Source organism: Blastopirellula marina DSM 3645 (genome assembly GCF_000153105.1).
In the GTDB taxonomy this organism is placed as follows: domain Bacteria; phylum Planctomycetota; class Planctomycetia; order Pirellulales; family Pirellulaceae; genus Blastopirellula; species Blastopirellula marina.
On sequence record NZ_CH672376.1, the window covers coordinates 368,401 to 392,610 of the forward strand.

At 57.8% G+C, this 24,210-nt stretch carries 17 protein-coding genes; 12 read left to right on the forward strand and 5 right to left on the reverse strand.

Annotated elements, in window-relative coordinates:
- Positions 1–207: 207 nt before the first annotated feature.
- Both DSM3645_RS03170 and DSM3645_RS03175 read right to left on the reverse strand, forming a co-directional pair.
- Positions 208–1,479 (reverse strand): glycosyltransferase, encoded by a 1,272-nt coding sequence (locus tag DSM3645_RS03170; RefSeq protein WP_002650575.1) that lies wholly within the window; start codon positions 1,477–1,479, stop codon positions 208–210.
- Between the two features lie 41 nt (positions 1,480–1,520).
- The gene (locus DSM3645_RS03175) at positions 1,521–3,143 is read right to left on the reverse strand and encodes a vWA domain-containing protein (protein WP_002650576.1); all 1,623 of its coding nucleotides are present in this window, start codon (positions 3,141–3,143) and stop codon (positions 1,521–1,523) included.
- Between the two features lie 190 nt (positions 3,144–3,333).
- Between DSM3645_RS03175 and DSM3645_RS03180 the strand changes: the two genes are divergently transcribed.
- The 5 genes from DSM3645_RS03180 (at position 3,334) to DSM3645_RS03200 (ending at position 6,991) form a co-directional block, all read left to right on the forward strand.
- The gene (locus DSM3645_RS03180) at positions 3,334–4,329 is read left to right on the forward strand and encodes a 3-keto-disaccharide hydrolase (RefSeq protein WP_002650577.1); all 996 of its coding nucleotides are present in this window, start codon (positions 3,334–3,336) and stop codon (positions 4,327–4,329) included.
- Between the two features lie 36 nt (positions 4,330–4,365).
- On the forward strand, positions 4,366–4,893 hold the full coding sequence (locus DSM3645_RS03185; RefSeq protein ID WP_002650578.1) for a hypothetical protein: 528 nt from the start codon (positions 4,366–4,368) through the stop codon (positions 4,891–4,893).
- A 101-nt stretch (positions 4,894–4,994) separates the two neighbouring features.
- Positions 4,995–5,483, forward strand: a complete 489-nt coding sequence (locus tag DSM3645_RS03190) for a hypothetical protein (protein ID WP_131282164.1) — start codon at positions 4,995–4,997, stop codon at positions 5,481–5,483.
- A 28-nt stretch (positions 5,484–5,511) separates the two neighbouring features.
- Positions 5,512–6,099, forward strand: a complete 588-nt coding sequence (locus DSM3645_RS03195; RefSeq protein WP_002650580.1) for a hypothetical protein — start codon at positions 5,512–5,514, stop codon at positions 6,097–6,099.
- A gap of 88 nt (positions 6,100–6,187) precedes the next feature.
- The gene (locus DSM3645_RS03200; protein WP_002650581.1) at positions 6,188–6,991 is read left to right on the forward strand and encodes an alpha/beta fold hydrolase; all 804 of its coding nucleotides are present in this window, start codon (positions 6,188–6,190) and stop codon (positions 6,989–6,991) included.
- On the opposite strand, the gene ptsP is transcribed toward DSM3645_RS03200, so the two are convergent.
- A complete protein-coding gene (gene ptsP, locus DSM3645_RS03205) occupies positions 6,988–8,766 on the reverse strand; it encodes a phosphoenolpyruvate--protein phosphotransferase (RefSeq protein WP_237564745.1) in 1,779 nt (592 codons plus the stop codon). The two genes, DSM3645_RS03200 and ptsP, sit on opposite strands and share 4 nt — an antisense overlap.
- 266 nt (positions 8,767–9,032) lie before the next feature.
- On the opposite strand from ptsP, the gene DSM3645_RS03210 reads away from it, so the two are divergent.
- The 4 genes from DSM3645_RS03210 to DSM3645_RS03225 all read left to right on the forward strand — a co-directional run bounded on the left by DSM3645_RS03210 (position 9,033) and on the right by DSM3645_RS03225 (position 12,025).
- Complete coding sequence (locus tag DSM3645_RS03210; protein WP_002650583.1) at positions 9,033–9,509, forward strand: 3-hydroxyacyl-ACP dehydratase FabZ family protein; 477 nt, start codon at positions 9,033–9,035, stop codon at positions 9,507–9,509.
- Between the two features lie 101 nt (positions 9,510–9,610).
- Entirely contained in the window at positions 9,611–9,997 is a 387-nt protein-coding gene (locus DSM3645_RS03215; RefSeq protein ID WP_002650584.1) for an acyl carrier protein, read from the forward strand.
- 71 nt (positions 9,998–10,068) lie between these two features.
- Positions 10,069–10,605, forward strand: a complete 537-nt coding sequence (locus tag DSM3645_RS03220; protein WP_116344355.1) for a beta-hydroxyacyl-ACP dehydratase — start codon at positions 10,069–10,071, stop codon at positions 10,603–10,605.
- Between the two features lie 133 nt (positions 10,606–10,738).
- Positions 10,739–12,025, forward strand: coding sequence for a beta-ketoacyl-[acyl-carrier-protein] synthase family protein (locus DSM3645_RS03225; protein ID WP_002650586.1), 1,287 nt, complete (start codon positions 10,739–10,741; stop codon positions 12,023–12,025).
- Position 12,026: 1 nt separating this feature from the next.
- Here the strand turns inward: DSM3645_RS03225 and DSM3645_RS31735 are convergent, their stop codons facing one another.
- Entirely contained in the window at positions 12,027–13,196 is a 1,170-nt protein-coding gene (locus DSM3645_RS31735; RefSeq protein ID WP_040351568.1) for a PQQ-binding-like beta-propeller repeat protein, read from the reverse strand.
- Positions 13,197–13,275: 79 nt separating this feature from the next.
- Positions 13,276–15,546, reverse strand: a complete 2,271-nt coding sequence (locus tag DSM3645_RS03235; protein ID WP_002650588.1) for a methyl-accepting chemotaxis protein — start codon at positions 15,544–15,546, stop codon at positions 13,276–13,278.
- A 323-nt stretch (positions 15,547–15,869) separates the two neighbouring features.
- Here DSM3645_RS03235 and DSM3645_RS03240 point away from each other — a divergent pair, with 323 nt between their 5' ends.
- The 3 genes from DSM3645_RS03240 (at position 15,870) to DSM3645_RS03250 (ending at position 24,100) form a co-directional block, all read left to right on the forward strand.
- A complete protein-coding gene (locus DSM3645_RS03240; RefSeq protein WP_161603279.1) occupies positions 15,870–20,114 on the forward strand; it encodes a DUF7133 domain-containing protein in 4,245 nt (1,414 codons plus the stop codon).
- An 80-nt stretch (positions 20,115–20,194) separates the two neighbouring features.
- The gene (locus DSM3645_RS03245; RefSeq protein WP_002650590.1) at positions 20,195–20,614 is read left to right on the forward strand and encodes a nucleotide pyrophosphohydrolase; all 420 of its coding nucleotides are present in this window, start codon (positions 20,195–20,197) and stop codon (positions 20,612–20,614) included.
- Between the two features lie 147 nt (positions 20,615–20,761).
- Positions 20,762–24,100, forward strand: a complete 3,339-nt coding sequence (locus tag DSM3645_RS03250) for a PVC-type heme-binding CxxCH protein (RefSeq protein WP_002650591.1) — start codon at positions 20,762–20,764, stop codon at positions 24,098–24,100.
- Positions 24,101–24,210 lie beyond the last annotated feature (110 nt).

The following is a 24,210-nucleotide window of genomic DNA, read 5'->3' on the forward strand; positions in this document are numbered from 1 at the left end:
AACGATCCGTTGGATGTAAATCAAGTTGGCGTCGCATGAAGGTTTGTCGGAAATGGTCGTCTCCTGATCCCAGAGGCTTGCAGGACATTTCGACAACCGACAAAATCTTCTTCGCTGTGAAATCTTTCTTCGTCGCCGGGTCCTGCTGCTTACAGGTCCGGCGATTTTTTTTCGCCGGCGACTCCGCTTATTTAACGGTCAGGCCGGTTATTCGGCGGGGGAGTCGCAAGTCAACATACGCTCGATTTCGTCGGCCGTGCGGGCGACTCCCTGGGGATTCGCCAGGCGAGCCGAAGTCTCGCGGCAGGCGGCGGCCATTTCGTTCGATTGCAACAGATATTGCAGCTTTTTCGCAATTTTTCTAGCCCGAAAGTGATTCGGATAGAGCGTGCTCCCCAGACCGAGTCGCTCGATCCGCTCAGCATTGTCGGGCTGATCGTGACTGAGCGGCATAATCAAATGCGGAACGCCGGCCGCGATGGCTTGCGAGAGAGTGCCGATTCCGCCGTGATAGACCAGCGCCGCGCAGTGAGGAAGCAGTTGCGATAGGGGAACGTACGAAAAGTGACGCACGCTGCTGGGCAACTGCGGCGGAAGTTGCTCGGGAAAGCGTGTTAACAGAATCCCGCGGCGGCCCAGCAATTGGCAAGCGGCGGTCGCTTCGGCGAAGAATGATTGCCCATTGAGCATCGCCGAACCGGGAGTAAAGACGATCGGCGGATCGCCGGCGTCGAGAAACGTTTGGACTTCTTCCCCCAAGTCTCCCAATTCCGCTTCGTCCCACAGCGGAAAGTCGGTCAGCACCGTATTCGCGGGCCAATCGACTTGCGGCGGCGCGTACCACTGAGGGAACATGCCGATCACTTTTTGGGGCGAATGAAAGAGGTGCGTCGCTCGAGCGATCGGCGGCAAACCGAGCTCGCGGCGGAATGCATTGGTCGAGCTTTTCAGCGCGGGGTCGACCACAATGCTTTGGGCCAGGCCATAGATCCAGGCGTTCCACCACCGGGGCAATCCCGATCTGGCAGGCATGTGCCGCACTAATCGTGGGGGGCGGATGTCGCTCCACATGACCGATGGCTGCAAATGAATCGTGACCAGCGGCAGCCCCAGTTTTTCATGGGCCATCTGCAACCCTTGCGACAGCGCCGTTCCGACCAGCACGAGATCCTTGTCACCGGTAGCGACGGCCTGGGAAATGGTTTCGTAATGCCGGCGCTGCCAAGGCAAGATCAAGTTGCGAGCAATCGTGCCGAAACCGCGCAGCGGATGAAAGATGTTCGGGTCCTTGATGATCCGCTGGTATTCCTCGATCGTATCGACCGCCTGGAAGTCGACGGCCGCTTTTTCGGCCAAGTCGCGAAAGTGTTCGCTGGTATGCAGACGAACGTCATGTCCCCGGCGCATGAGCTCGCCGGCGATTGCAATAAATGGATGCACGTCGCCGTAGCTGCCGACGGGAAAGAGGAGCACGCGCACGGCGATGTCATTTTGTTCAGAGGAGGAAAGCGTGGGCTAGTTTACGCTTCGGTCCATCGCCAGCCGATTGGCGTTTCGAGTTCGCGTCTGGCCAACTCGGCCCAGGGAGTATCGGGGTGCTCGTTGATCACGCGTTGCAGCGCTTCGACGGCTTGCTTGCGGACCTTTTCGAGTCGGCTGCCTGCTTCGCTGAGCGAATCGGCCGGCTGCAAGATCCACGTGTCATGGCTCGCATCGTCAAACTTGCGGCCCGATTTCAGCAACGCCAACATCTGGTTGTAGCCGTTGGTGCGGGCCAACGCGGCGGCGGCTCTGCCGAGCGCCAGGTCATAGCTGGCTTGCCAGCGGGGATCGGTGATCTGGTCGCGATCCGATTCGGCGTCGCTCAGCCGGTTGTAGATCGCTTCTAGCGGCGGCGCCAAGCGGGCCGGAAGTCGCTGCGCCGCGTCAAGACTGCGCTTCAGCGCCGCTTCGTCTCCGGTGCGGAAGTTGGTCGACGGCGCGGTGATTGCGCCCCCCGGCGGCAAATACGAAACCGCGTCAAGCGCGGCCAGCGCTTTGTTGCTTGACAGTTTTTGTTGGTACTCGTCCGCCGAAAGGAATTGCGGCGGATATTTGCGACGATACTCGCCGCCGTAGACGCTGGCGTTGCCGGGCCACGAACCAAGTGCACTGGAGCGAACAATCAAATAGGCGCCGCCGGTGGCGCGGCACAGGTAGTTCAACGCAAACGGCCCGAAGCCGCTGTCGATCTCTTGCGAGCCGAAGCCAGACGACGTGAAGTCGAGATTGATTCGTTGCAGGCGACGAGTCTCGGGACCTTGCACGATCGCCGGTTTGCCATCCTTGCGGCTTTCGGCGGTCTGCATCAGCCCTGATAGGCGTCCCAAGGGCGCCGGCACGCCGATCGCGTGAATCTTGACTCCCAGCGGACGCGCCTTGGCGATCACCGCGTCGACCATGTCTTGATCGTCGCCGGCTTCGTCGGTGACGATGACGATGGCGACGGCGCGATTTTGGGCTTGAAACTTTCCGTATTTGTCGAGCGCTTGATTCACTGCGGCGAAGATCGGCTCGGCGCCGCTGTCATCACTGGGCAGTTTGCCGATTTGATCGCGAACCAGTGCGAGGTCGCTGGTCGGTTGGTCGATCAGAAATTGCGGAGACGCTCCGCCGACTGCGACCACTGCCGAGGTCAACTGATCCGCCGATTTGCCCGCCAGCGCGCCGGCCAAGTCGTCATACATTTTGGGCGCCGCGTCTTGAAAGCCCCGCTTGAGCGCCGAGGCCGATTGCGTCGTATCGACCATCCAGACGATGAGAGCCGGCGAATATTCGATCGTGTTTTTCAGGTCGGCGCCGATTCGCGAGACGGCGTCACGCACGTCGAGTCGTTCTTCCATGGTTCCGCCGCCGGCCGTTTTGCCGCCGCGTAACGATGTGGTGCGGATCATCGTGCCGCGCGCTTCCGCTTCACGATTCTTACGCGCCGTCACTTCGGGGTCCTTGGGCGGAGTGGTCGCTTTCGGCGGAGCCGTCGGAGCGGCCATCTTTTTGGCCGGCGCCGGTTTGGCGAACGGATTGCGAATTCCGACATTGTCACAGCCGGTCAACAGTGCAAGACCGAGCATCAAGAACCAGGGATAGCTACGAACGAGCGGCATGAATCGCATCCTAAGTGAATCGGCGAGCAATGGAGCGGCGGCGCCCCTTGGACCTTCCCGTATTCTACCTTTCCTTTCCGTTAGGTCGAGCCAGCGGCGCCGGAAGCTTGCATCCCCCTGGTTGGTAAACGAGAATAAAGGGACTTCTCGCCATTTTTCTCCATTTCCCCGCGCTCGGAGCCTCCGTGCCATGCCTTGCTTATTCTCCTTTCGGCTTGTTTTATCTCTTCTGCTGCTTGGTTGCGGCTCTGTCCTGCTGGCTGATCCGACGTTTACCGATCCCAAAGAAGCGGGCGCAGATTACGACGTCCAGGGCGAGTACCAGGGAGTCTTGGGACCTGACAAGGTGAAAATCGCCGCGCAGGTGATCGCCAAAGGGAAAGGCAAGTTTCACGCCGTTGGAATGCCAGGCGGATTGCCAGGCGATGGGCTGAAACCAGACGAGAAGAAGCTGGAGGCCGATGGAGAGCGGGAAGGGGAGATGATCGTCTTCCGCCATACGACCGAGGATGGTGGGGAGGTTCGTGCGGAGATCAAGGACGGAATCATGTACGTCTACGGCGGCGACAATCAGCTGGTGATGGAGTTGTCCAAGGTCTTCCGCGAAAGCGAGACGATCGGCGCCAAACCGCCAGCCGGCGCCGTCGTGTTGTTTGACGGCTCGAATCTCGACGCGTGGATGAACGCCAAGATGACCGAAGATGGTCTGATGGAGCAAGGCGCGACCAGCAAGCAGCTGTTTGATGACCACTCGATTCATATCGAATTCTTGTTGCCGTTCATGCCGGAAGATAGCGGCCAGGCACGCGGCAACAGCGGCTTATATCTGCAAGGACGCTATGAAGTGCAGATGCTCGATTCGTTTGGTCTGTCAGGCGAGGACAACGAGTGCGGCGGTCTCTACACGCTGAAGAAGCCTGACGTCAACATGTGCTATCCGCCGCTGCGCTGGCAGACGTATGACATTGACTTCACTGCGGCGAAATATGAAGACGGGAAAGTCAAAACCCCGCCGCGAGTCACGGTCAAGCACAACGGCGTGCTGATTCATGACAAGGTTGAGCTGCCGGCCGACAAAAACACCCGAGCCGCTCCGGTGCAAGCGGGACCCGAGCCGGGGCCAGTCTATCTGCAGAATCACGGCAACCCGGTCCGCTATCGCAATATCTGGGTGAAGACCAAATAGCGGTCAATCGGCGTCGATGCGGGTAGAATCAGCGGTATGAAAACGGATGCCGATCAAAACCCGTTCGCTTCGCCGCGGGCCGCTCAAGCAGATCGTGATACGCCGCTGCAAATCGAAGGCGCGACGCCGTTGGACGTGCGCGGGTTTTGCTATGCCTGCGGCGCGCCAGGCGACCAAGACTTTCAGCAGTCGTTCTATTGGGGACGGCTGCTGGTCGACTACTCGCTTTGCCAAAATTGCCTTTGGCGCCGGCCCTGGCAACGCGCTTCGTTGCTAGTGAACGGTTCGCTGACGATCGCGGGGTTCTTGATCGCCGGGTATGCGGTGATTCTCGTCCGTTTGATCCTGGGAGACTGGAGTAATGATTTCGCCAGACTGCTCGCGTCGCTAGGAATCGTGGTCGCGATCGCCACCGGATTTCTGGTGCTTGCGAATATCGTGCTCCGGCTGTTCGCAGTCTTCCATTGGTATCCGACCAGTGTCGGCCGCGGGGTTTATCGGCTTACATCGCTGAACCGGAATTTCGCCGAGAACTATTTTCGGCGGTTGGCGGAGGAAGAATGACCGAGCCGCCAGAAAATCCGTTCGCTTCACCTGGCGTCGATCAAACCTTTGAGTATGCTCCCGACGCAGAGTCTGCGCATAACGCCCGGTTTACGATTGAAATGGGAAAGATTGTCGGAGACTCGCCGCTGGCATTGCCGATGGTTTGCTTGCACTGCGCGGCCAATATCAAAGAAAACTTGGGCGAACGGATGATCGACAGTTTTGAGCGTCCAACATTGCGAAAGAATGAACAAGAGGGACCGCTATCCGTCTCTTATTCGATTTGTCCAGAATGTGGGGAGAAAGCAGAGATTTGGCAGCGTCGACGTGGAATCGCCCTTTGTGTCCTCGTATGTCTTTTGATCGCTGGACCGGTGTCCCTTGGTCTGCTGTTCGCGGTTTTCTATTCGCCCGCTGGTCTCGACCGCGCGGCTTTAATATTCGCCTTCGTCTTTATCTTTATCTTTATTGTTGACGTCGGCGGAATTTATGGTGTCGCCTATTGCGAAGCGAAGGCGCCAAATCGACTTGCCTTGGCCAGGGCCGTTGGATATACAATGATGCTCTCTGGCGCAGGCAGAAAATTTGTCGAACGATTTCAAGAATGATCGACGATTGTTACCTCGGGAACATCAAGTGAACCAACCGCCTGAAAACCCGTATGCTTCGCCGGGTGTCGATGAGATCTTTGAGGGGGAACCGATCCTCGAAGCGGAAGTCGTATGGAACGAAGAGTTTTCTTTGCGTGTGGGGAATATCGTCGGTGATTCTCCGCTGTCGTTGCCCGATGTCTGTTTGTACTGCGCCGCTGATATCGTCGACGATCTGGGAATCCGACAGAATAATCATTTCCATCGACTTCGGTTACTGGAAGCGGAGAGCCCCGTTTCGATGAACGTTTCCTATTCGGTCTGCGCGAAGTGCATCGAAGCTGCTCAGTCGTGGCGTCGCCGGCGTGGCAAATCGCTCTATTTCATTTTGGCGGCATTCGTGGGCGGAACCATTTCTTTTGCAGGCATGGTCACCCTTTCGGAAGCGGATCATCGTCCCAATAGCCTATTCACAGGGCTGTTCGGAATATTTGCGACAGCAGGGGTCGGCGGATTTTTCCGCGTCGCCTATTGCGAATCGCAATTGCCCAAAGGTCTCGCCTTGCAGAAGTTTGCTGGCAATACGATGACTCTCGCTGGCGCAGGCTGGAAATTTATTCAGCGTTTTCGTTGAGTCTCCTCTGCCGATAAGCAGCAGAACCCGAACGCGTTACAATTCAGTTGGAGTGGGGCGACGCAACCAACAACAGTAGAGCAATCCAATGCAAGGCGAACGAATACCAATCGGCGAAGTAACCTTAAACGTCGTCATCCGCGGCGAAGGAGAGCCGGTCCTCTTGGCGCATGGGTTTCCCCTGGATCATTCGATGTGGGAAGCGCAGATCAACGTGTTGGCGGCCGAAGGGTATCAGGTGATTGCGCCCGACCTGCGTGGATTTGGAGAGAGTGATCCGGCGACCGACAAAACGACGATGGCCCAGTTTGCCGACGATCTTTCGCGCCTGCTGGCCAAGTTGAACGTAACGCAGCCGGTCACCTTCTGCGGGCTCTCGATGGGAGGCTACATCGCGTGGCAGTTCTTTCAGCGGCACCGCACGCGGCTCGCGCGGTTGATCCTGTGCGACACGCGGGCCAATGACGATGACGAGAAAGTCGCGCGCGGCCGCCTGGTGATGGCGGCCGAAGTCGAACGGTTCGGCGTTGCAAAAGTTCCCAGCACGATGGTTCCCAAACTCCTCTCACCGATCTCCTTTGAGAAGAACGCCGCCGTCGTGCAGTCGCTCGAAGCGATGATCCTCCGGCAAGATCCCGCAGGCGTCGCCGCCGCGCAGCGCGGCATGGCTGAAAGGGAGAATGTGGTCCATCTGTTGCCAACGATTGACGTGCCGACGCTGGTGATTTGTGGCGAAGCTGACTCGATCACGCCGCCTGACGTGATGCAAGAGATCGCCGCCGCGATCGCGGACTCCCAATATGTCGAAATCGCCGGCGCCGGGCACATGGCGCCGATGGAGCGTTCGGTCGAAGTGAATACTGCGATTCTTAACTTCTTGAAGACGAGTTAACCATCCGTATCGAGCTTCGCAATATCGGGCGAGATCTCTTCCAACTCCATTCGCAAAAATCGCTTCACTTGGTTGGTCGTCTTCATTTGCAGCGCGCGAGCCAATAGCGACTCGGCTCGTTCGATGGTGATTTGCGAAGCGAGTTGTTTGATCGTCGGCACAAACGCAGGGCTCATGCTAAAGCTGCGCAGTCCCATTCCCAGCAGCAGGATGAACGCACGCGGTTGGCCCGCCATCTCGCCGCAAAGGGTGACGGGAACGCGGGCCATGTTGCAGGCGCGGATGACATCGTTCAGCGTATGCACCACCGCCGGAGCGAGCGGTTGGCAAAGGTTGCTGACCTTCGGGTTATCACGATCGGCGGCCATCAGGTATTGGACCAGGTCGTTGGAGCCGATCGAAACGAAGTCGACCAGATCGAGCATCGAACGGATCACGACCGCGGCGGCGGGAACTTCGAGCATCATTCCAACTTTGACGTCGGCGAACGGTTTTTTCTCTTCGATCAGTCGGCGTTGGGCGCGGCGCACGAAGCTGCGAATTTTGCGTAGTTCCTCGACCGTCGTGATCATGGGGAACATCATGCGGACTTCGCTCCCTTCGATGCCGACCCCGGATTGCAGGATCGCCCGAATTTGCGACATGAAGAACTCGGGGTGTTCAAACGAAAGCCGCACGCTGCGCCAGCCCATAAAAGGGTTCGCTTCGTTGTGGTTATGCCCTAAGTAGGCGACCGTCTTGTCGCCGCCGATGTCGAGCGTACGAATCGTCACGGTGCGGTTAGGGCTGGCGTTGATCACCTGGCGATAGATGCCGATCTGCTCCGCTTCGTCCGGAACATTTTCGTGCGTCAGGTAGAGGTATTCGGTTCGATAGAGTCCGACTCCGCCGGCGCCCATCGCCGAGGCCGCCGCGGCGTCTTGGACGTTGTTGATGTTGGCCATCAACTCAATATCTTGCCCACAAGCGGTGCAAGCCGGCAAATCGCGATTCGCGGCCAGCTGATCCTTCAGGTCAAAAAACTCGCGCTCCAGCTTGCGATAAGCCGACAGCTCTTCCGCTTCGGGATTGATGACGACAATCCCTTCGCGGCCGTTGACGACGATCGTGTCGCCCGTTTTTACTCGAGCTGCGATTCCCGGCACGCCAGAGACCGCCGGAATGCCGCGACTACGCGCGATGATCGCAGCATGGCTCGTCTGACTGCCGCGCTCGGTCACGATCCCATGAACGTCGGCGTCTCCCAGCGCGACCGCTTGCGAGGGGAGCAACTCGTCCGCGACGACGATCAGCGGCCCCTTTAAACAGCCATCCCCCCCATCGGGATCGTTGAGGACATCGGTCAGATAGGCGCTAAGGCGAATAATGACATCGCGAATGTCATTCAGTCGCTCCTGCAGGTAGGGATCGCCCATCCGGGAAAACAGGAGCGTGTATTCATCGAGGAGTCGATGAAGCGCGCCTTGGGCCGTCATTCGCTCGTCGACGATCCAATGGCGGATTTTGTTGGTGAAGGCCGGATCACGCAGAATCGTGCGATGAGCGGCGAAAATCGCCGCTTCGTCTTTGCCGACCTGGCTTTCCACCTTCGACTGCAAAGCGCTCAGATCCGAGGAAGTTTGGTCTCTAGCGGTCTCGTAGCGAGCGAGTTCCTGCGTGATCTCGTGGGGTTCTAATTTCGTCTTTTCGGGATTCACGAAAATTTCGAGAATGCAGTAGGCGGTGCCGACGGCGACTCCGGGGGAGACTGCTATCCCCTTATGTAGGTCTGACACGGTCGAAAAGTCCGCCATTAACGTGGGATTTGGAAGCGATACATCCGCTCGCGATTATAGTAGGGATTCGATCGGGACATACCCTCGGTCCACATTTTCCCGTCTGTTGATACGCAGCGAATTGGAGTAAAGTTTGCATAGCCGCGAACTGCTAAATGGCGCTCTTTAACCAGCTTGTGACGTTTTTTCAGCGTGGCTATACTAGTGAGCTTTGACTTTGGGACCTAGTTAGCACTAGGGATTAAGTAGGATTTTGGGACGCCGGCATGCGATTCACCCTGATTGATCGAATTACCGATCTGGTTCCGGGGGAGCGAATTATGGCGACCAAATGCCTATCGCTCGCCGAAGAATATTTACAGGATCACTTTCCCAAGTTCCCGGTTATGCCGGGCGTATTGATGCTGGAAGCGATGACGCAGACCAGCGCTTGGCTGATCCGTGCTTCCGAGGATTTCGCGCATAGCGTCGTTATTCTCCACGAAGCGCGGAACGTCAAATACGCCGACTTTGTCGAACCGGGGGAAGTGCTGACGGTTACCGCCGATTGGGTCAAGCAAGAAGGAAGCTTGACCTCGCTGAAGGTAAAAGGGACCGTGGCCGGTAACATGGCGGTCAGCGCGAAATTGGTGCTGAAGCGCTATAACGTGGGGGGGGACGAGTTGACTCCCACCGATCGGTTTGCAATCAGCAAGTTAAAAGAAGTTTTCAATTTACTGTATCCTGAAGGCGGCCGCGCTTAGCCGGCTTGCTTAAGAAAGCCGCGGTGCGGCAAGCGACAATCTCACCCACCTTGGGTGAGAAGCCATCTATTTCCTGGTTCAGCTTTGGAGAACGCATTCAGATGCCGACGGAACAAGAAGTCTTCGAGAAGGTTCGCGAGGCCTTAGTCGACGCCCTAGGAGTTGACGAAGATGAAGTAACTCCGGAAGCGACGATGGTCGGCGACCTCGGCGCGGAATCCATTGACTTCCTCGATATCGTCTTCCGACTGGAGAAGGCCTTTGGCATCGAGATTCCTCGGGCGGAATTGTTCCCCGAAGATATCTTGACGAACGCCGAATACGTCAATGACGGAAAAGTCACTCCCGAGGGACTTTCTGAACTGAAAAAGCGGATGGCCTTTGCCGACCTGTCGAAGTTTGAACAAAACCCGCAGGTATCGGAATTCGGTAATTTGCTGACGGTGAACGACATGTGCAAATATGTCGAGAGCAAGTTGGCGGCGTAACGAGTCGTTGATCTTTGTGCTGATTGCAATCGGCGATCAGCGCGAAGGTCCGCTTGGAAGGGATCAGGGGAATGCGTTGGTATTGGGTTGATCAGTTCCTCGAATTCGAGAGCGGAAAATCGGCCAAATCGATCAAATCGATTTCGCTCGCCGAAGAACATCTGCATGACCACTTCCAAGGCATTCCCATCATGCCCCACTCGTTGGTCATTGAGGGGATCGCCCAAACCGGCGGACTTCTAGTCGCCCAATATTACGATTTTCGAGAACGCGTCATTCTGGCGAAAGTATCGAAGGCAATCTTCCATTTTGCCGCGGTGCCCGGCACCCAACTGATTTACTCGGTCGAAGCGCACGATATCCGCGAAGATGGCGCCTATATCTCGGCGACCAGTCATTGTGGAGAGCGATTGCACGCCGAGGTCGAATTGTTCTTTGCTCATCTGGACGAGCATGACAATGACCGGCAACTGTTCGATACCGCTGATTTTCTGCAGTTGCTGCGAATTTATCGGCTCTTCGACATCGGAAAGAATGCCGACGGGTCGCCGATCCAGCCGCCGCAATACATGCTCGATGCGGAAGCGGCGGCATTGGGCCAAAATTAACCGCGCGCTGGATGCTCGATCGGACCGATAATATCAAAGATAGAGCGGACTGGCCGGTATCGTTTGCCGGCTTGTCTGCGTCTAATAATCGGTAATGTTCGCTTAGTTTCTCTTGTTTGGAGCTCCAGTCGTCATGAGTCGACGAGTCGTCATCACTGGAATCGGTATGATCAATCCGATGGGGCACGACGTCGAGACCGTCTGGTCTGGCCTGAAAGAATCGAAGTCGGGCGTCGCCCGAACGACGGTTTTTGACGCTTCCAACTTCCCCACCAAAATCTCGGCCGAAGTTCGCGATTGGAGCATCGACAAGTGCGGTGAAGATCTCAATCGCTGGGAGAACATTGGTCGCCATACGCGATTTGCCATCGGCGCCGCCAAGCAGGCGGTTTCCGACTCCGGCGTGTTGGACGGCTCCCTCGATCCGACGCGTTTGGGGGTTTATCTCGGTTGCGGAGAAGGGGATCAAGACTTCTTCGCTTTCACCACGATGGTGACCGCCGCGATGTCGGTAGACGGGGAATTCGACAAAGCCGCTTTCATTCGCAAAGGATTAGAAACGCTCGATCCTCGCCGCGAACTGGAACAAGAGCCGAGCATGCCCAGCGCCCACTTGGCGTCGCTGTTCAACGCTCAAGGCCCGAACGCGAACTGCTTGACCGCTTGTGCCGCTAGCAGCCAAGCGATCGGCGAAGCGACCGAACTGATTCGCCGTGGGACCGTCGATGTGATGCTGTCAGGCGGCGCTCACAGCATGATTCACCCGTTTGGCGTCACCGGCTTTAATCTGTTGACCGCGCTGTCGACCAGCAATGACGATCCGACCAAAGCGTCGCGTCCCTTTGATCGTCTGCGCGATGGTTTTGTCTTGGGCGAAGGCTCGTCGATGGTCGTGCTCGAAGAACTGGAGCACGCTAAAGCTCGCGGCGCCCATATCTATGGCGAAGTCTTGGGTTACGGCACGACGGCGGATGCGTTTCGAATTACCGACACGCACCCCGAAGGCCGCGGCGCGATCAGCTGCATGAAGATGGCGATGGCCGACGCCAAAGCGAATGTCGAAGACATTGACTATGTCAACGCTCACGGCACTAGCACCGAAGTCAACGACAAGGTCGAGTCGCTCGCGTGCCGTCAGGTCTTTGGCGCCATGGCCGACAAGATTCCGGTTTCCAGCACCAAAAGCATGATGGGGCATTTGATCGCCGCCGCCGGAGTGACCGAAGCGATCGTCTGCTTGCTGGCGATTCGCGACAACGTGCTGCCGCCGACGATCAACTACGAAAACCCAGATCCAAATTGCAATTTGGACTACGTCCCTAATTTCGCTCGCGACGCGAAAGTCGACATCGCGCTGAACAACAGCTTCGGTTTCGGCGGCCAAAACATCACGCTCTGTCTTGGTCGATACAAAGCGTAAATCACGGCGCTTCACGGTTGTAGTTTCCGCGCTGCGGGCCACCACCGTCCTGAGACCAGACGCCGTTCCTGCCGTTCCCAAGAGAGTAGCAGCATAGTACGCCGCGCTGTTGCTTTCGGCAGAGGATCACGTCATCCCAAAGGCATTCCATGAGATGGGCGCTGGGCATCGGGGTCTGCCAATCGATGACTCCTTGAGTAGGATCGACGCAGTAAAGCTGGTCGACATGTTGCAGGTAAATCCGGTCTCGTCCCGCGATCATGCGATCGGTGGTAAAAGCCAAGACGACCGGAAGTTGGATCGTCCATGCTTCTTCACCGTTTCTGGCTTCTACGCCTACTAATCTGCAATCGTCATAAGCGGAGCTGATAACAATCCAGTCCAAGCAAGGGACGACGTTCGTCTTCAACTTGTACTTCGTTTTCTGCGACCATTTTTCTACGCCTCGAGCAAGATCGTAGCAGCTAAGGCTGGATTTGCTGCGGTTGCAAGCATAGACGTTGTTTCGATAGACGGAGTAATCGATTCCGTTGGATGCAGGCGCTCTCCAGCGAAGCTTTCTATTTTGATCATTCAAGCAATAAACGTAGTTGGAATCGCGGATAAGAACTCGACCGGGCGACAGAATTGGAGCGTCGGCAAGATAGGAATCGCCTTGCTTGAGCCACCAGTCGCCTTTGCCGTTTCTCGCGTCGATCGCGAACAATCTGCCGCTCGCGTGAACAAAGATGTCATTTCCGTCAACAGAAATCATGCCCGACTTAAACGGCATTTGAACGTGCCAAATAGACTTGCCGGTTCTCGTTTCTATGGCGTAGAAGTCGCCGCGATCGGTGCTTACGTAGAGCACATCCTCCGACAAGCAGAGATTGGCCAGTCTCAAAGCCGTCCCTGATGTCTCCGTTTCCCAAACGACGTTTCCCGACTTCAAATCTAGCGCGTAGAGCACGCCGGTTTTTACATTACTACCTCGTCCGGTCGTGAAAACCAAGGAGCCGTTAGTGCAAACCGGTCCCAACTGATCAGAGAGTTCTCCTCGCGGAGAAACCCACGTCCAAAGGAGTTGGCCTGGTTTAGCTTGGGCCTGGGCCAATGCCGATGAGGGAGCTACGGCAGAAATCACGGCCAGGGAACAATAAATGGCCAATTGAACGAAAAATCGCTTGTTCATTTCCTCTCCTCACTAGTCGCACCGGAGTTACTAGCAAGGGATTTTAAGCGATTAATCCTGCATTTGGCATCGAATTAATTTAAACTTCAAACCGCGCCACTGCAGCTCGCAGTTTATCGGCGATGGTCGATAGTTCGATGCTGGTCGTGTTGGCGGCCGTCGCGTGCGAAGCGGTCGTTTCGGCCGCGCTGCTGACGGCGACAATTTCGTTGACGATCTGCTCGCCGGCGACATTCGTTTCGGAGATCCCGGCGGCGACGGTTTCGAGCGACGATGTCGCGGAGCCGACGCTGCTGACCACTAGGCGCGTCGTGACGTTTTGCTGTTCGACGGCCGAAGCGATCGATTGCGACATCGCGTCGAGTTCGGCGATGACTTCGGCCACGCGTGCGATCGATTCGATCGCGGCGCCGCTCGATTTCTGAATGCCGGCGATGCGACGGCTGATGTCTTCGGTGGCTGCGGCCGTCTGTTTCGACAGAACCTTCACTTCGCCTGCGACGACGGCGAAACCTTTGCCTGAATCTCCGGCGCGAGCCGCTTCGATCGTCGCATTCAAGGCCAACAGGTTGGTTTGCTCAGCGATGTCTTGAATCGTATCGATGAAGGCGCCAATTTCGCTCGCGGCGTGCCCCAACTCATCAATTGTCTCGCGACTATTGCCGGTCAGCTGACTCGCGGATCGCGCCGAGCCGGAGGTTCGCTCGGCGTTTTTCGCAATCTCGGTGATGCACGAGGACATTTCCTGCATGTTGTTAGAGATCAGCGAGAAGTTGCCTGAGATTTCTTCGGTGAGATGATTCATCGAATCGATCTGGGCCGAAATCTCTTCGGTCGCGGCGGTGGCGCTGGCCGAGCGAGTTCGCGTGTTGTCGGCCTGTTGCGTCAAAAAGCCGGCGGTCGCCGCCATGTTGCCGGAGGCGCCGTTCAAACTTTCCGCCTCTTGCGCTAAACCGATAATGATCTCACGCAAGCTGGAGATTAATTGGTTGAAGGCGACGGCCAGTTGACCGATCTCATCCTCACGACGAATATCCAGCGTATGCCTTAGATCTCCGTTCGCCACCTGAGCGGCCAGCGTCGTCATCTGTGACAACGGTCTTGTGATCGAGCGGGTCAGCATCCAAGCGATCCCAGCGCCAAGCAAGATTGCAATTCCGCCGGCAAGCGTAGCGCGATAGGTGGAAGTCGCCGCTCGCTCGGCTGTTTGGGCGGCGATTTGCGTCGCGGAAGTCTCTGCGTTTTGGGCGATGTGCTCGACCAGCGGTTCGATCTGATGCACCGCGGCGCGAAGCTGCTGTTCCAACTGGGCGAGTTGCCGGTCTTCTTGCACCAGCAAGTCGAAGGCTTGCAGATAGTCGGCGATCGAAGTCCGGATTTGAGCGACCGATTTTGGATCGACCAACGAGTTTTCAAACGCGGCGACAAACTGCTGGGCCGCTGCGTGCGTTTGTTGGATGTATTTGGGATCGTTCCGCAGCAGATAATCTTTCTCACGGCGACGAATCATCAACAGGTTCGCCGTCGCGCCAGGGACATAATGCTTTAGCAATCCTTGCTCCATGGCCAGGCTCGCAGCCGCCAAGCTGCCGTTGCTGGAGGTTCCGGCAATTTCCTGCTCCAGCGAGGTGACGACGCCGGACAATAGTTCCATCTGCGACTTTTTCAATTCGGCGTCGTACTGGCCGCTTTGCAGCGATTGCTTGATTTCTTCAATCGCTTTGACGAGCTCTTTTCGGTTGGCGCTCTCTTTTGTGCGACTGTCGCTTGCGTAGCGCTGCAGCGCCGCGACTTGGAGATACAGCTTGTCGACGTCAAACTTTTTGACGTTGTCTTCCAGGTCGTGGACGACGTCACGAAAATGGCCTTGCAAGCCGGAGTTATGATCGATGCCGCGTCGCTTCCAGCTTTCGGTCAACTCGACAAACGCGTTGCGATAGTCCACGGCCGCAGTCGCAATCGCGCTGGCGTCAGCAGCGGCGGCTTCATCCGCTAACGATTGCGCCAGTCTATCGATGGTCGCCGTTTCGGCAAGCAGTGACGCGTAACTGGCCGCATGAAGTTCGATATATTTGGGATCGCGCCGCAGCAGGAAGTCTTTTTCATTGCGGCGGCACTGCAGCATTGCGGCATTCGCCTTTTCGACGTGCGTTTGCAGCGAGATTTGACCGTGGAGCAGCGAGTTATAGTTCTCGACGGTTCTGCGGATCGCCAGGTGATAGATCAACATGCCGATGCCCATGACCAGCAGCACGATCGCGAACGCCCCACCGATTTGGTAGCGAATACTGACGCGGCCGAGAGGATTCAGGCGAAAGCGCGTAGGTTGGTTGGGGTCGATACTGGTCACCGAAATTGCCCTGAGCGAAAGTTGTGGATCGATCGTGAAAGGGGGCGGGAAGATGCGGCCTACTCCCCTGGGAAGGGAAATAAAATCTAGCGATGAAGGGTAGATCGATCTTGATAGATGTGGCGAAAAAGCATCGTACGGTTCTCCGTAATTCAACGTCGTTTAGGCAGTCGTAATCGCTGGAATCGGATTTTCCGGTCTTTCCGGTCGCCTGGATCGAGCAAACGGGGCGAGAATCAGAGAGCGGCAAGGTATAATGGGATCGGCTTTCCCCGGAACGAATCCCACCTGCCTGCCCCCCCATTCAGCTCTCGATGCCGCCCATGAAACGCACTTCGCTCGCTCTGTTGATTGTCTGTCTGCTCGTCTCCTCGGCGCTGGCGGCTCCTAAGCCGCTCAAGGCCCTGCTCGTGACCGGGGGCTGTTGCCATGACTACGACAGTCAGAAGAACCTGATCAAGATCGGCCTGGAAGAACGAGCGCTGATCGAAGTCACAGTGGTTCATCAAGGGGGCTCCACCACCGACACCAAGATCCCGCTCTATCAAGATCCGAATTGGGCCAAGGGATACGACATCGTCCTGCACGACGAGTGCTTTGCAGGCGTCAACGATCCCGCTTGGACGGCTCGCGTGTTGAAGCCGCATCAAGAAGGCGTACCCGGCGTGGTGATTCACTGTGCGATGCATTGTTATCGCGACAAGACGGATCAATGGTTCAAGTTTTGCGGCGTCACCTCGCATGGGCATGGGGCTCAATATCCGCACGAGGTTTTGAACGTCGACGCCGAGCATCCCATCATGGAAGAATTTGGCGCCGCATGGGCCAATCCGAAGGGAGAGCTGTATCACATCGCCAAGCTATGGCCCAGCGCCCACGCGTTGGGAGTCGCCAAAAATCAAGACAACGGCAAAGCCGAGACGTGCGTCTGGGTCAATCAATATGGGGACACGCGCGTCTTTGGAACCACGCTAGGACACCACAACGAAACGGTCAGCGCCGACAAGTTTCTCGATCTGCTGACGCGCGGCACGCTATGGGCCTGCGACAAGCTGAACGACGACTACCTAAAGCCGGAAATGCCGAAATTGGTTCCGGTCAACCTGGCGCAGGGCAAGTCGACGACGGCGTCGAGTGAAGAAACCGACAAAAGCAACTTCAAGCAGCTGGCGGTCGACGGCGATCCGGCGACTCGCTGGTGCGCCGGAAATGGAAGTGCGCCGCAGTGGTTGATCGTCGACCTCGAAACGCCGCAGTCGATTCACGCCTGCGAGATTGATTGGGAGTCGGACCAAACGATCTATCGCTATACGGTTGAAGTCTCGCCTGATCAAAACGTCTGGAAGACCGTGGTCGATCGCTCCCAGAACAATGGAGACCGCAATCACCAATTTGATTTTACGGCCGATGACGTTCGTTATGTTCGCGTGCAATATCTCGGCAGCAACACCGGCGGTTGGGGAAGCATTCGCGAGCTGTCGGTTTTCGGCGATAAGTTTGTGACGGTCGATCCGGTCGCCGACGCCAACAGCGCCGACGCGGAACTTTTGGCCAAAGTCAAAGTTCCGGCGGAGTTTGACGTCACGCTGTTCGCCGCTCCGCCGGCGGTCACTTATCCGGTTTATGTCGCCGCGGCGCCAGACGGCGTTTGCTATGTTTCGGTCGACAAAAACGGTTCGCTTGATCGCAAGCTGAATCGCGGCGCCATCTATCGCCTACGCGATATTGATGGAGATGGCCGCGCGGATGAATCGAAGTTATTCGTGTCGGATGTCGACTCGCCGCGGGGGCTGGTTTGGGATCGTGATCGCTTGTACGTGATGCATCCGCCGCATTTAAGCGCTTTCATCGACCATGACGGCGACGGCGTAGCGGACGAAGAGAAAGTGCTGGTCAAAAACATCGCTTTTGATTTCAAAGGTCGGCCGGCCGATCATACGTCGAACGGCGTCACCCTGGGGATCGACGGTTGGCTTTATCTGGCGATCGGCGATTTTGGGTTTATGGAGGCCGAAGGCGCCGACGGGACCAAGCTGCAATTCCGCTACGGCGGCGTCATTCGCGTTCGACCCGATGGGAGCGGACTGCAGGTTTACTCCCGCGGCACGCGCAACATTCTCGAAGTGGCGCTCGATCCGCAGCTAAGTGGGTTTACTCGCGACAACACCAACGACGGCGGCGGCTGGGATATTCGCCTGCATCACTTCAGCGGGCTCGAAACGCATGGCTATCCGCGGCTGTACATGAACTTTGGCGATGAGATCGTACAGCCTTTGGCCGACTACGGCGGCGGTTCTGGCTGCGGCGCGCTGTACTTGAGCGAACCGGGATTCCCCGGTGAATATGGAGATGCGATCTATACGGCCGATTGGGGCCGCAGCATGATCTATCGCCATCTGCCGCAAGCCGACGGCGCCACGTTTACCGCGGACCAAGAGGAATTCATCAAGCTGCCGCGCGTGACCGATTTGGATGTCGACGCGCAGGGCAACATTTACGCGACCAGTTGGGACGGCGCCACGTTCACTTATAACGGTGAGCATGTCGGCTCGCTGATCCGCGTGACCCCCAAGGGATATCAGCCTCAACCGGTTCCTGATTTTCTCACGGCGACATCGGCGGAACTCGTGAAGCTGATCGCCGATTCGGCCAGTCATCGCATTCGTCTGGCCGCTCAACGAGAACTGCTGGCCCGCAACGTGGATGACGCGTCGGTCGCCGCTTTGACCAGGCTGGTCGAAAACAAATCGGCGCCGCTCGACAATCGGGTTGCGGCGATCTTCGCGCTCAAGCAATGGCTCGGCGAGCAGAGCCATGCGATTTTGGCGAAAGCGGCTGCAGACGAAAGCGTGCAAGCCTTCGCAATTCGCGCGTTGGCCGATCGTTGGGATCAGCAAGCAGAGATCCCGGTCGACCTGCTGTTGGCGAGCTTGAAGTCGAGCGATGCTCGTACGCAGCTCGAAGCGATCGTGGCGCTGACGCGGTTGGGCGACGTCAAAAATGCCGCGGCGCTGACCTCCTATTTGGACCATCGCGATCCCGTCATCGCGCATACCGCGGTGCAATCTCTGATCCTGTTGCAAGCTGCCGACGCCGCGTTGGCCGTAATCGACAATCCCCAAGCGTCGCCTGCCCAGCGAACCGGAGCGATTCGCGTGGTGCAGTCGTTGCACGACGCCGATGTCGTCACCGCGTTGATCGCACGTTTAGCGAAAGAGCAAGACGCCGCGCGTCGCAGCGATCTGCTGATCGCGCTCTGCCGACTTTACAACCATGAAGGCACATGGACCGGGCAAAGCTGGGGCACGCGTCCCGATACGCGTGGTCCCTACTATCAGCCAGAGCCGTGGAGCGAATCGCCGCGCATCGCCGCCGCGCTGAAGAGTCAGCTGGAATCCCTAGCGCCGACCGATGCCGAGTTTCTGTTGAAACAATTGGCCCGTCATCGCGTCGATCTCGACGGCAGTTTGCAACTGGTGTTGGCTCGCGCCGCTGCCGACGCTCAGTTTGTGCCCGCCGCGGTCACCAAGATCGCGGCCGGCGATTCGCTGCCGAGCGAAGCGATTCCGTTGCTCGAAAGCGTGGTTGCCGACGAAACCGCGGCAGCAACCGTGAAATCAGCGGCGGTCATCGCTTTGTTGCGATCGCAGGATAAAAAGGTGTTGGCCTCCGCTCACGCCGGTTTGAACATGCTGCATCGCGACGCGAAGTCGAAGGCCGCTTACTTGGCGGCGTTCGATGCGTTTAAAGACTCAGAGCGGTTGAGCCGCTGCGTTCATCCGTTGCAAGAGATGGCGGACTCCAACGCTGGGACCGCATCTGCGTGGGCCGACGCTGGACTGGTTTTGCTTTCGCAGCAGAAAAAGCTATCTCCGGAAGTGCAAGCGATTGTCACCAAGTCGATCGACTCTGGCTGGAGCGATCGCCCGCGTCAACGACTTCAAGCCGTCTATCTGGCGAATGATCGTCAGGCCGAAGAAAAGATCCTCGAACTGCTCGCGTCCAGCGATCCCCAAGTCAGCGCCGCCGCGCAGCGGATCGCCAACGCTTGGCGAATCAAGGCCGAAACGCCGAGCGGACCGAAGCTGAAGACGATGCAACCGGCCGACATCCTCGCCCAGGTGATGAAGAAGAAGGGGGATGTAAAGCGGGGCGAACAACTCTTCGCCAAGCTTACCTGCAATCGTTGCCATACGGTCGACCCGAACGAAAAGCCGATCGGTCCTTACCTGCCGCAGGTCGCCAAAACCTACAAGCGCGAGCAGTTGGCCGAATCGGTCCTGTTGCCGAGCAAGACTTTCGCGCAAGGTTTTGTCACCAACATCTTTTTGCTCGACGACGGACGCGTGATGACGGCGTTCGTCACCAGCGAAGCGGCCGACGAAATCATCATTCGTGACGAACAAGGGAATGAACACAAGCTTGACCCGGATGCGATCGATGCTCGCAAGAAGAGCGAGGTCTCGGTGATGCCCAAGGGGCTGACCGACGAGATCACGCTGGACGAGTTCACTTCGTTGATCGACTATCTGCAATCGTTGGCCGCGAAGGCGCCAAGCGCCAAGTAAGCCGCGGCGAGGACCTTTTCGCCGCGTGGTCGGCAGTTTAAGCTGGCGGTTTTCGCTCCCCTTGTATGCGGAACCGCCTAATGACTGACGAAGCGCCGTCGCTGAATACGCTGATCGATCGTCTGACGACCGACGACGAAACCTCGGTCGCCGCGATCAAGCAGATGATTTCGCAGTTTGTCGCCGAACGGGACTGGCGGCAATTTCACGCTCCCAAAAATATCAGCATGGCGCTGGCGGTCGAAGCGGCTGAGCTGATGGAGCATTTTCAGTGGCTCACGGTCGAAGCTTCGCGTGAAGTCGAGTCTGACGCCGACAAAATGACCGCCATCGGCGAAGAATTGGCCGATATCTTATGTTACGGGCTCGCATTGGCCAACGAGCTGAATATCGATGTCGCCGCCGCGATGAGCGACAAAATGCGGAAAAACATTCGCAAATACCCCAAAGACGAATATCAAGGGCGGTACGGCAAAGACGATCCAGGGCGCCGCGACTAGCCGCATTCGGCAGAGACCCCGACCAGGGAGTTGCTCGAAGTTTTTCAGCCGATTAGGCTAAAAGATTCGACGCCGTTCCCCTCCCGCCTAGGCGTCGTCGATCCCCCAGGCCGTTCTCTGTCGTTTGTTCTACCAAGGTCGATCGTCGTGAAGCTATTTGCCCCGATTCTCGCGCTGGCGTTGTCGACGCTTGCGCACGTCTCTTTCGTTCGTGCCCAAGACGATGTCCCCGAACCAGAGACGCCGCAAGTAGCGCCGGCTTCGGACGAAGGGAAGAACGCGATGTCGGGCTTCCAGTTGCCTGAGGGGTTCCAGGTCGAACTGTTCGCCGCCGAACCGCGGATCGCCAATCCGGTCGCATTTTGCTTCGACCCGACGGGGCGCGTGTTCGTCGCCGAGACTTTCCGTCAAGGCAAAGGGGTCGAAGACAATCGGGGGCACAATTATTGGCTCAACGACGATCTCGCGGCGCAATCGGTCGCAGATCGCCGCGCCTATATTCTCAAACACCATCCCGAAGCGAAAGAGTCTTACACCAAGCATGACGATCGCATTCGTCTGATCGAAGATCGCGACGGCGATCACCAAGCGGATCATGATTCGGTCTTCGCCGATCATTTCAACGACATCGTCGAAGGAACCGGCGCCGGCGTACTCTGGATGAATGGAGATCTGTTTTACACCAACATTCCCAATCTGTGGAAGCTGCGCGATACCGATAACGACGGCGTCGCCGACGTGCGCAAAGCGTTGTACAACGGCTTCGGCGTTCGTTACGCGTTCCGCGGTCATGACATGCACGGCCTGGTGATCGGCAACGACGGCAAGATCTATTTCAGCATCGGCGATCGCGGCTACAACGTCCGCACCAATGCCGGCGTGCTCAAGGATCCCGGCAGCGGCGCGGTCTTTCGCTGCAATCCGGATGGAACCGAATTGGAAGTCTTCTACACCGGTCTGCGCAATCCGCAAGAGCTGGCGTTCGACGACTATGGCAACTTGTTCACCGGCGACAATAACTCTGACAGCGGCGATCAGGCGCGTTGGATTTATCTGGTCGAAGGGGGGAACAGCGGCTGGAATATGGCTTACCAGTATCTCAGCGATCGCGGGCCTTGGAATCGAGAAAAGCTTTGGCATCCGTTCCACGAAGGTCAGGCCGCCTATTTGAATCCGCCGATTCGCAACTTTGCCGACGGACCGAGCGGCCTGGCGTACTATCCCGGCGTTGGCCTGGGCGAGAAGTATCGCGGTACGTTCTTTCTGTGCGATTTCCGCGGTGGTCCGGCTAATAGCGGCGTCCGCTCGTTCAAACTGAAGAACAACGGCGCTACTTACGAGATGATCGACGATCAGCAACCGATCTGGCGCATCTTGGCGACCGACGTTGACTTTGGACCGGATGGCGCGATCTATGTAAGCGACTGGGTCGACGGTTGGAACGGTCTGAACAAAGGGCGGCTCTATCGCTTCTTCGATCCGAAAGAAATCGATCAGCCGATCGTCAAAGAGATGCAAAAGCTATTGGCCGCAGGCTTTGCCGACAAATCGACCGAAGAGCTGGCCCAACTGCTGGCGCACGCCGATCGTCGCGTTCGCCAAGGAGCTCAGTTTGAGCTGGCCAATCGCGACGCGCTTGAAGCGTTCAACCAGGTTGCGACCAGCAGCGATAATCAACTTGCTCGCCTGCATGCGATCTGGGGGATTGGTCAAATCGCCGACAAGCTGCGCGACGTTCGCGAACGTGCCGAGCCTGCGATGACGCTAAGCGAAACGCTGGTCAAAGACGCCGATCCCGAAGTTCGCGCTCAAGCGGCCAAAGTGCTGGGAGATCTCGAAGTTCCGGCATCGCTTGTCGCGCTGCTGAACGACGAGAACCCGCGGGTGAAATACTTTGCGCTGGTCGGCGTTTCCAAAGGAAATCATTTTGGCGACACGCGTCCGATGTTCGAGCGGATCGTCGAGATCCTCGCCGAAAACGACGATCAGGATCCCGTCTTGCGCCATGGGGCCGTATTGGCCTTGGCCGCGACGCGCAACGTCCAGCAGATCGGCGATCTGTCAAAACATGACTCGGTCGCCGTTCGTCGAGGCGCGGTCGTTGCGCTGCGACGACTGCATAGTCCGTCGATCGTGCGGTTTTTGGGGGACGGAAACGAGTCGATTGTGCTAGAGGCGGCTCGCGCGATTCATGACTTGCCGATGGACGCCGCGATGCCGCAACTTGCCGGCTTGATCCACCGCGGCCTGAAAGATGACGCTTTGTTGCGCCGCGTCTTGAATGCGAACTTCCGGCTTGGTGACGCCGAAACGGCCGCCGCTTTGGCGGAGTACGCCGCTGATTCTAACGCGCCGGAGTCGATGCGGTTGGAAGCGATCGCGATGCTGCAAGATTGGGCCGAGCCGTCGCCGCTCGATCGCGTGCTGAACTTCCATCGCCCGTTGGAAAACCGCGACGTCGAAGTCGCGAAAGCCGCGCTGGTCACGCAACTGCCGGGCCTGTTGGCCGGGCCCGAAAAAGTTCGCAACGCCGCCGCACAGTTGGCCGCCAAGTTTGGCATTCAAGAGGTAGCGCCGGTCTTGATCGCGCTGATGAATGACGCGCAGCAAGCTCCGCAAACGCGGGCCGATGCGTTGACCGCCGCGGTCGCGCTCAATGCGGATAACAAGTCGGTCGTGCTGGATGCGCTTTCGTCGGATGTGCCGGAGGTTCGCGCCGCCGCGCGTTCGTTGCTCGTGAAGGTCGCTCCCGATCAGGCGATCGCCAAACTTTCGGACGGCGTGAAAGCCGACACGATGGTCGAACGTCAGCAGGCGCTTGCTTCGCTGGCGGCGGCCAAGTTGGATGGCTCCACCGCTGCGATCGCCGCTCAAGTCAAGGCGCTGTTGGCCGGCGAGGTTCCGATCGATACGCAACTCGACGTGTTGCAAGCCGCCGAAGCGAACAGAGACGACAAGTCGGTGGGGGATCTGCTGGCCAAGTACGAAGCGACGCTCGACGCCGCCGATCCGCTGTCGGTCTATCGCGCCGCATTGGCCGGCGGCGATGCCGAGAAAGGACGCAAGATTTTCTTTGAGAAGACCGAAGTCTCCTGCGTTCGTTGTCACCGCGCGCAAGGAATCGGCGGTCGCGTCGGTCCCGAATTGGACAAGATCGGCGCCGAAAAGGAGTCGGAATATCTTCTGGAAGCGATCGTGCGCCCCAACGCCAAGATCGCGAAAGGCTTCGAGTCGGTCATGGTCCTGACGGTCGACGGACAGACCCTCTCCGGCGTGTTGAAAGAAGAGACCGACGACGCGCTGAGCCTGGTCAACGCCGAAGGCAATCTGCTAACCATCCCGCAGGATGACATCGACGTCCGCAAAGCGGCGAACTCGCCGATGCCGGAAGATATCTACAAGCATCTTTCGCGGCCAGAGATTCGCGACCTGGTCGCCTTTTTGTCGAGTCTCAAACGCGGCGCCAGCGAAGCGGGACACGAATAGTCGCGCAGCTGGCCGTCCAATTTGGGAGAGTCGGCTGCTCGCTGGCCGCTTCTCCCAAAGACTTGCGAGTTCGCGTCCTAGCCGGCTGTGCCCTTGGATAGGCGTATCGA

What these genes read in the sequence shown, in the direction of transcription:
- DSM3645_RS03175 (WP_002650576.1), bottom strand. Translation starts at nt 3,143, where the DNA reads ATGCCGCTCGTTCGTAGCTATCCCTGGTTCTTGATGCTCGGTCTTGCA.
- DSM3645_RS03215 (WP_002650584.1), top strand. Translation starts at nt 9,611, where the DNA reads ATGCCGACGGAACAAGAAGTCTTCGAGAAGGTTCGCGAGGCCTTAGTC.
- DSM3645_RS03220 (WP_116344355.1), top strand. Translation starts at nt 10,069, where the DNA reads ATGCGTTGGTATTGGGTTGATCAGTTCCTCGAATTCGAGAGCGGAAAA.
- DSM3645_RS03185 (WP_002650578.1), top strand. Translation starts at nt 4,366, where the DNA reads ATGAAAACGGATGCCGATCAAAACCCGTTCGCTTCGCCGCGGGCCGCT.
- DSM3645_RS03245 (WP_002650590.1), top strand. Translation starts at nt 20,195, where the DNA reads ATGACTGACGAAGCGCCGTCGCTGAATACGCTGATCGATCGTCTGACG.
- DSM3645_RS03225 (WP_002650586.1), top strand. Translation starts at nt 10,739, where the DNA reads ATGAGTCGACGAGTCGTCATCACTGGAATCGGTATGATCAATCCGATG.
- DSM3645_RS03210 (WP_002650583.1), top strand. Translation starts at nt 9,033, where the DNA reads ATGCGATTCACCCTGATTGATCGAATTACCGATCTGGTTCCGGGGGAG.
- DSM3645_RS31735 (WP_040351568.1), bottom strand. Translation starts at nt 13,196, where the DNA reads ATGAACAAGCGATTTTTCGTTCAATTGGCCATTTATTGTTCCCTGGCC.
- DSM3645_RS03180 (WP_002650577.1), top strand. Translation starts at nt 3,334, where the DNA reads ATGCCTTGCTTATTCTCCTTTCGGCTTGTTTTATCTCTTCTGCTGCTT.
- DSM3645_RS03240 (WP_161603279.1), top strand. Translation starts at nt 15,870, where the DNA reads ATGAAACGCACTTCGCTCGCTCTGTTGATTGTCTGTCTGCTCGTCTCC.
- DSM3645_RS03190 (WP_131282164.1), top strand. Translation starts at nt 4,995, where the DNA reads ATGGGAAAGATTGTCGGAGACTCGCCGCTGGCATTGCCGATGGTTTGC.
- DSM3645_RS03200 (WP_002650581.1), top strand. Translation starts at nt 6,188, where the DNA reads ATGCAAGGCGAACGAATACCAATCGGCGAAGTAACCTTAAACGTCGTC.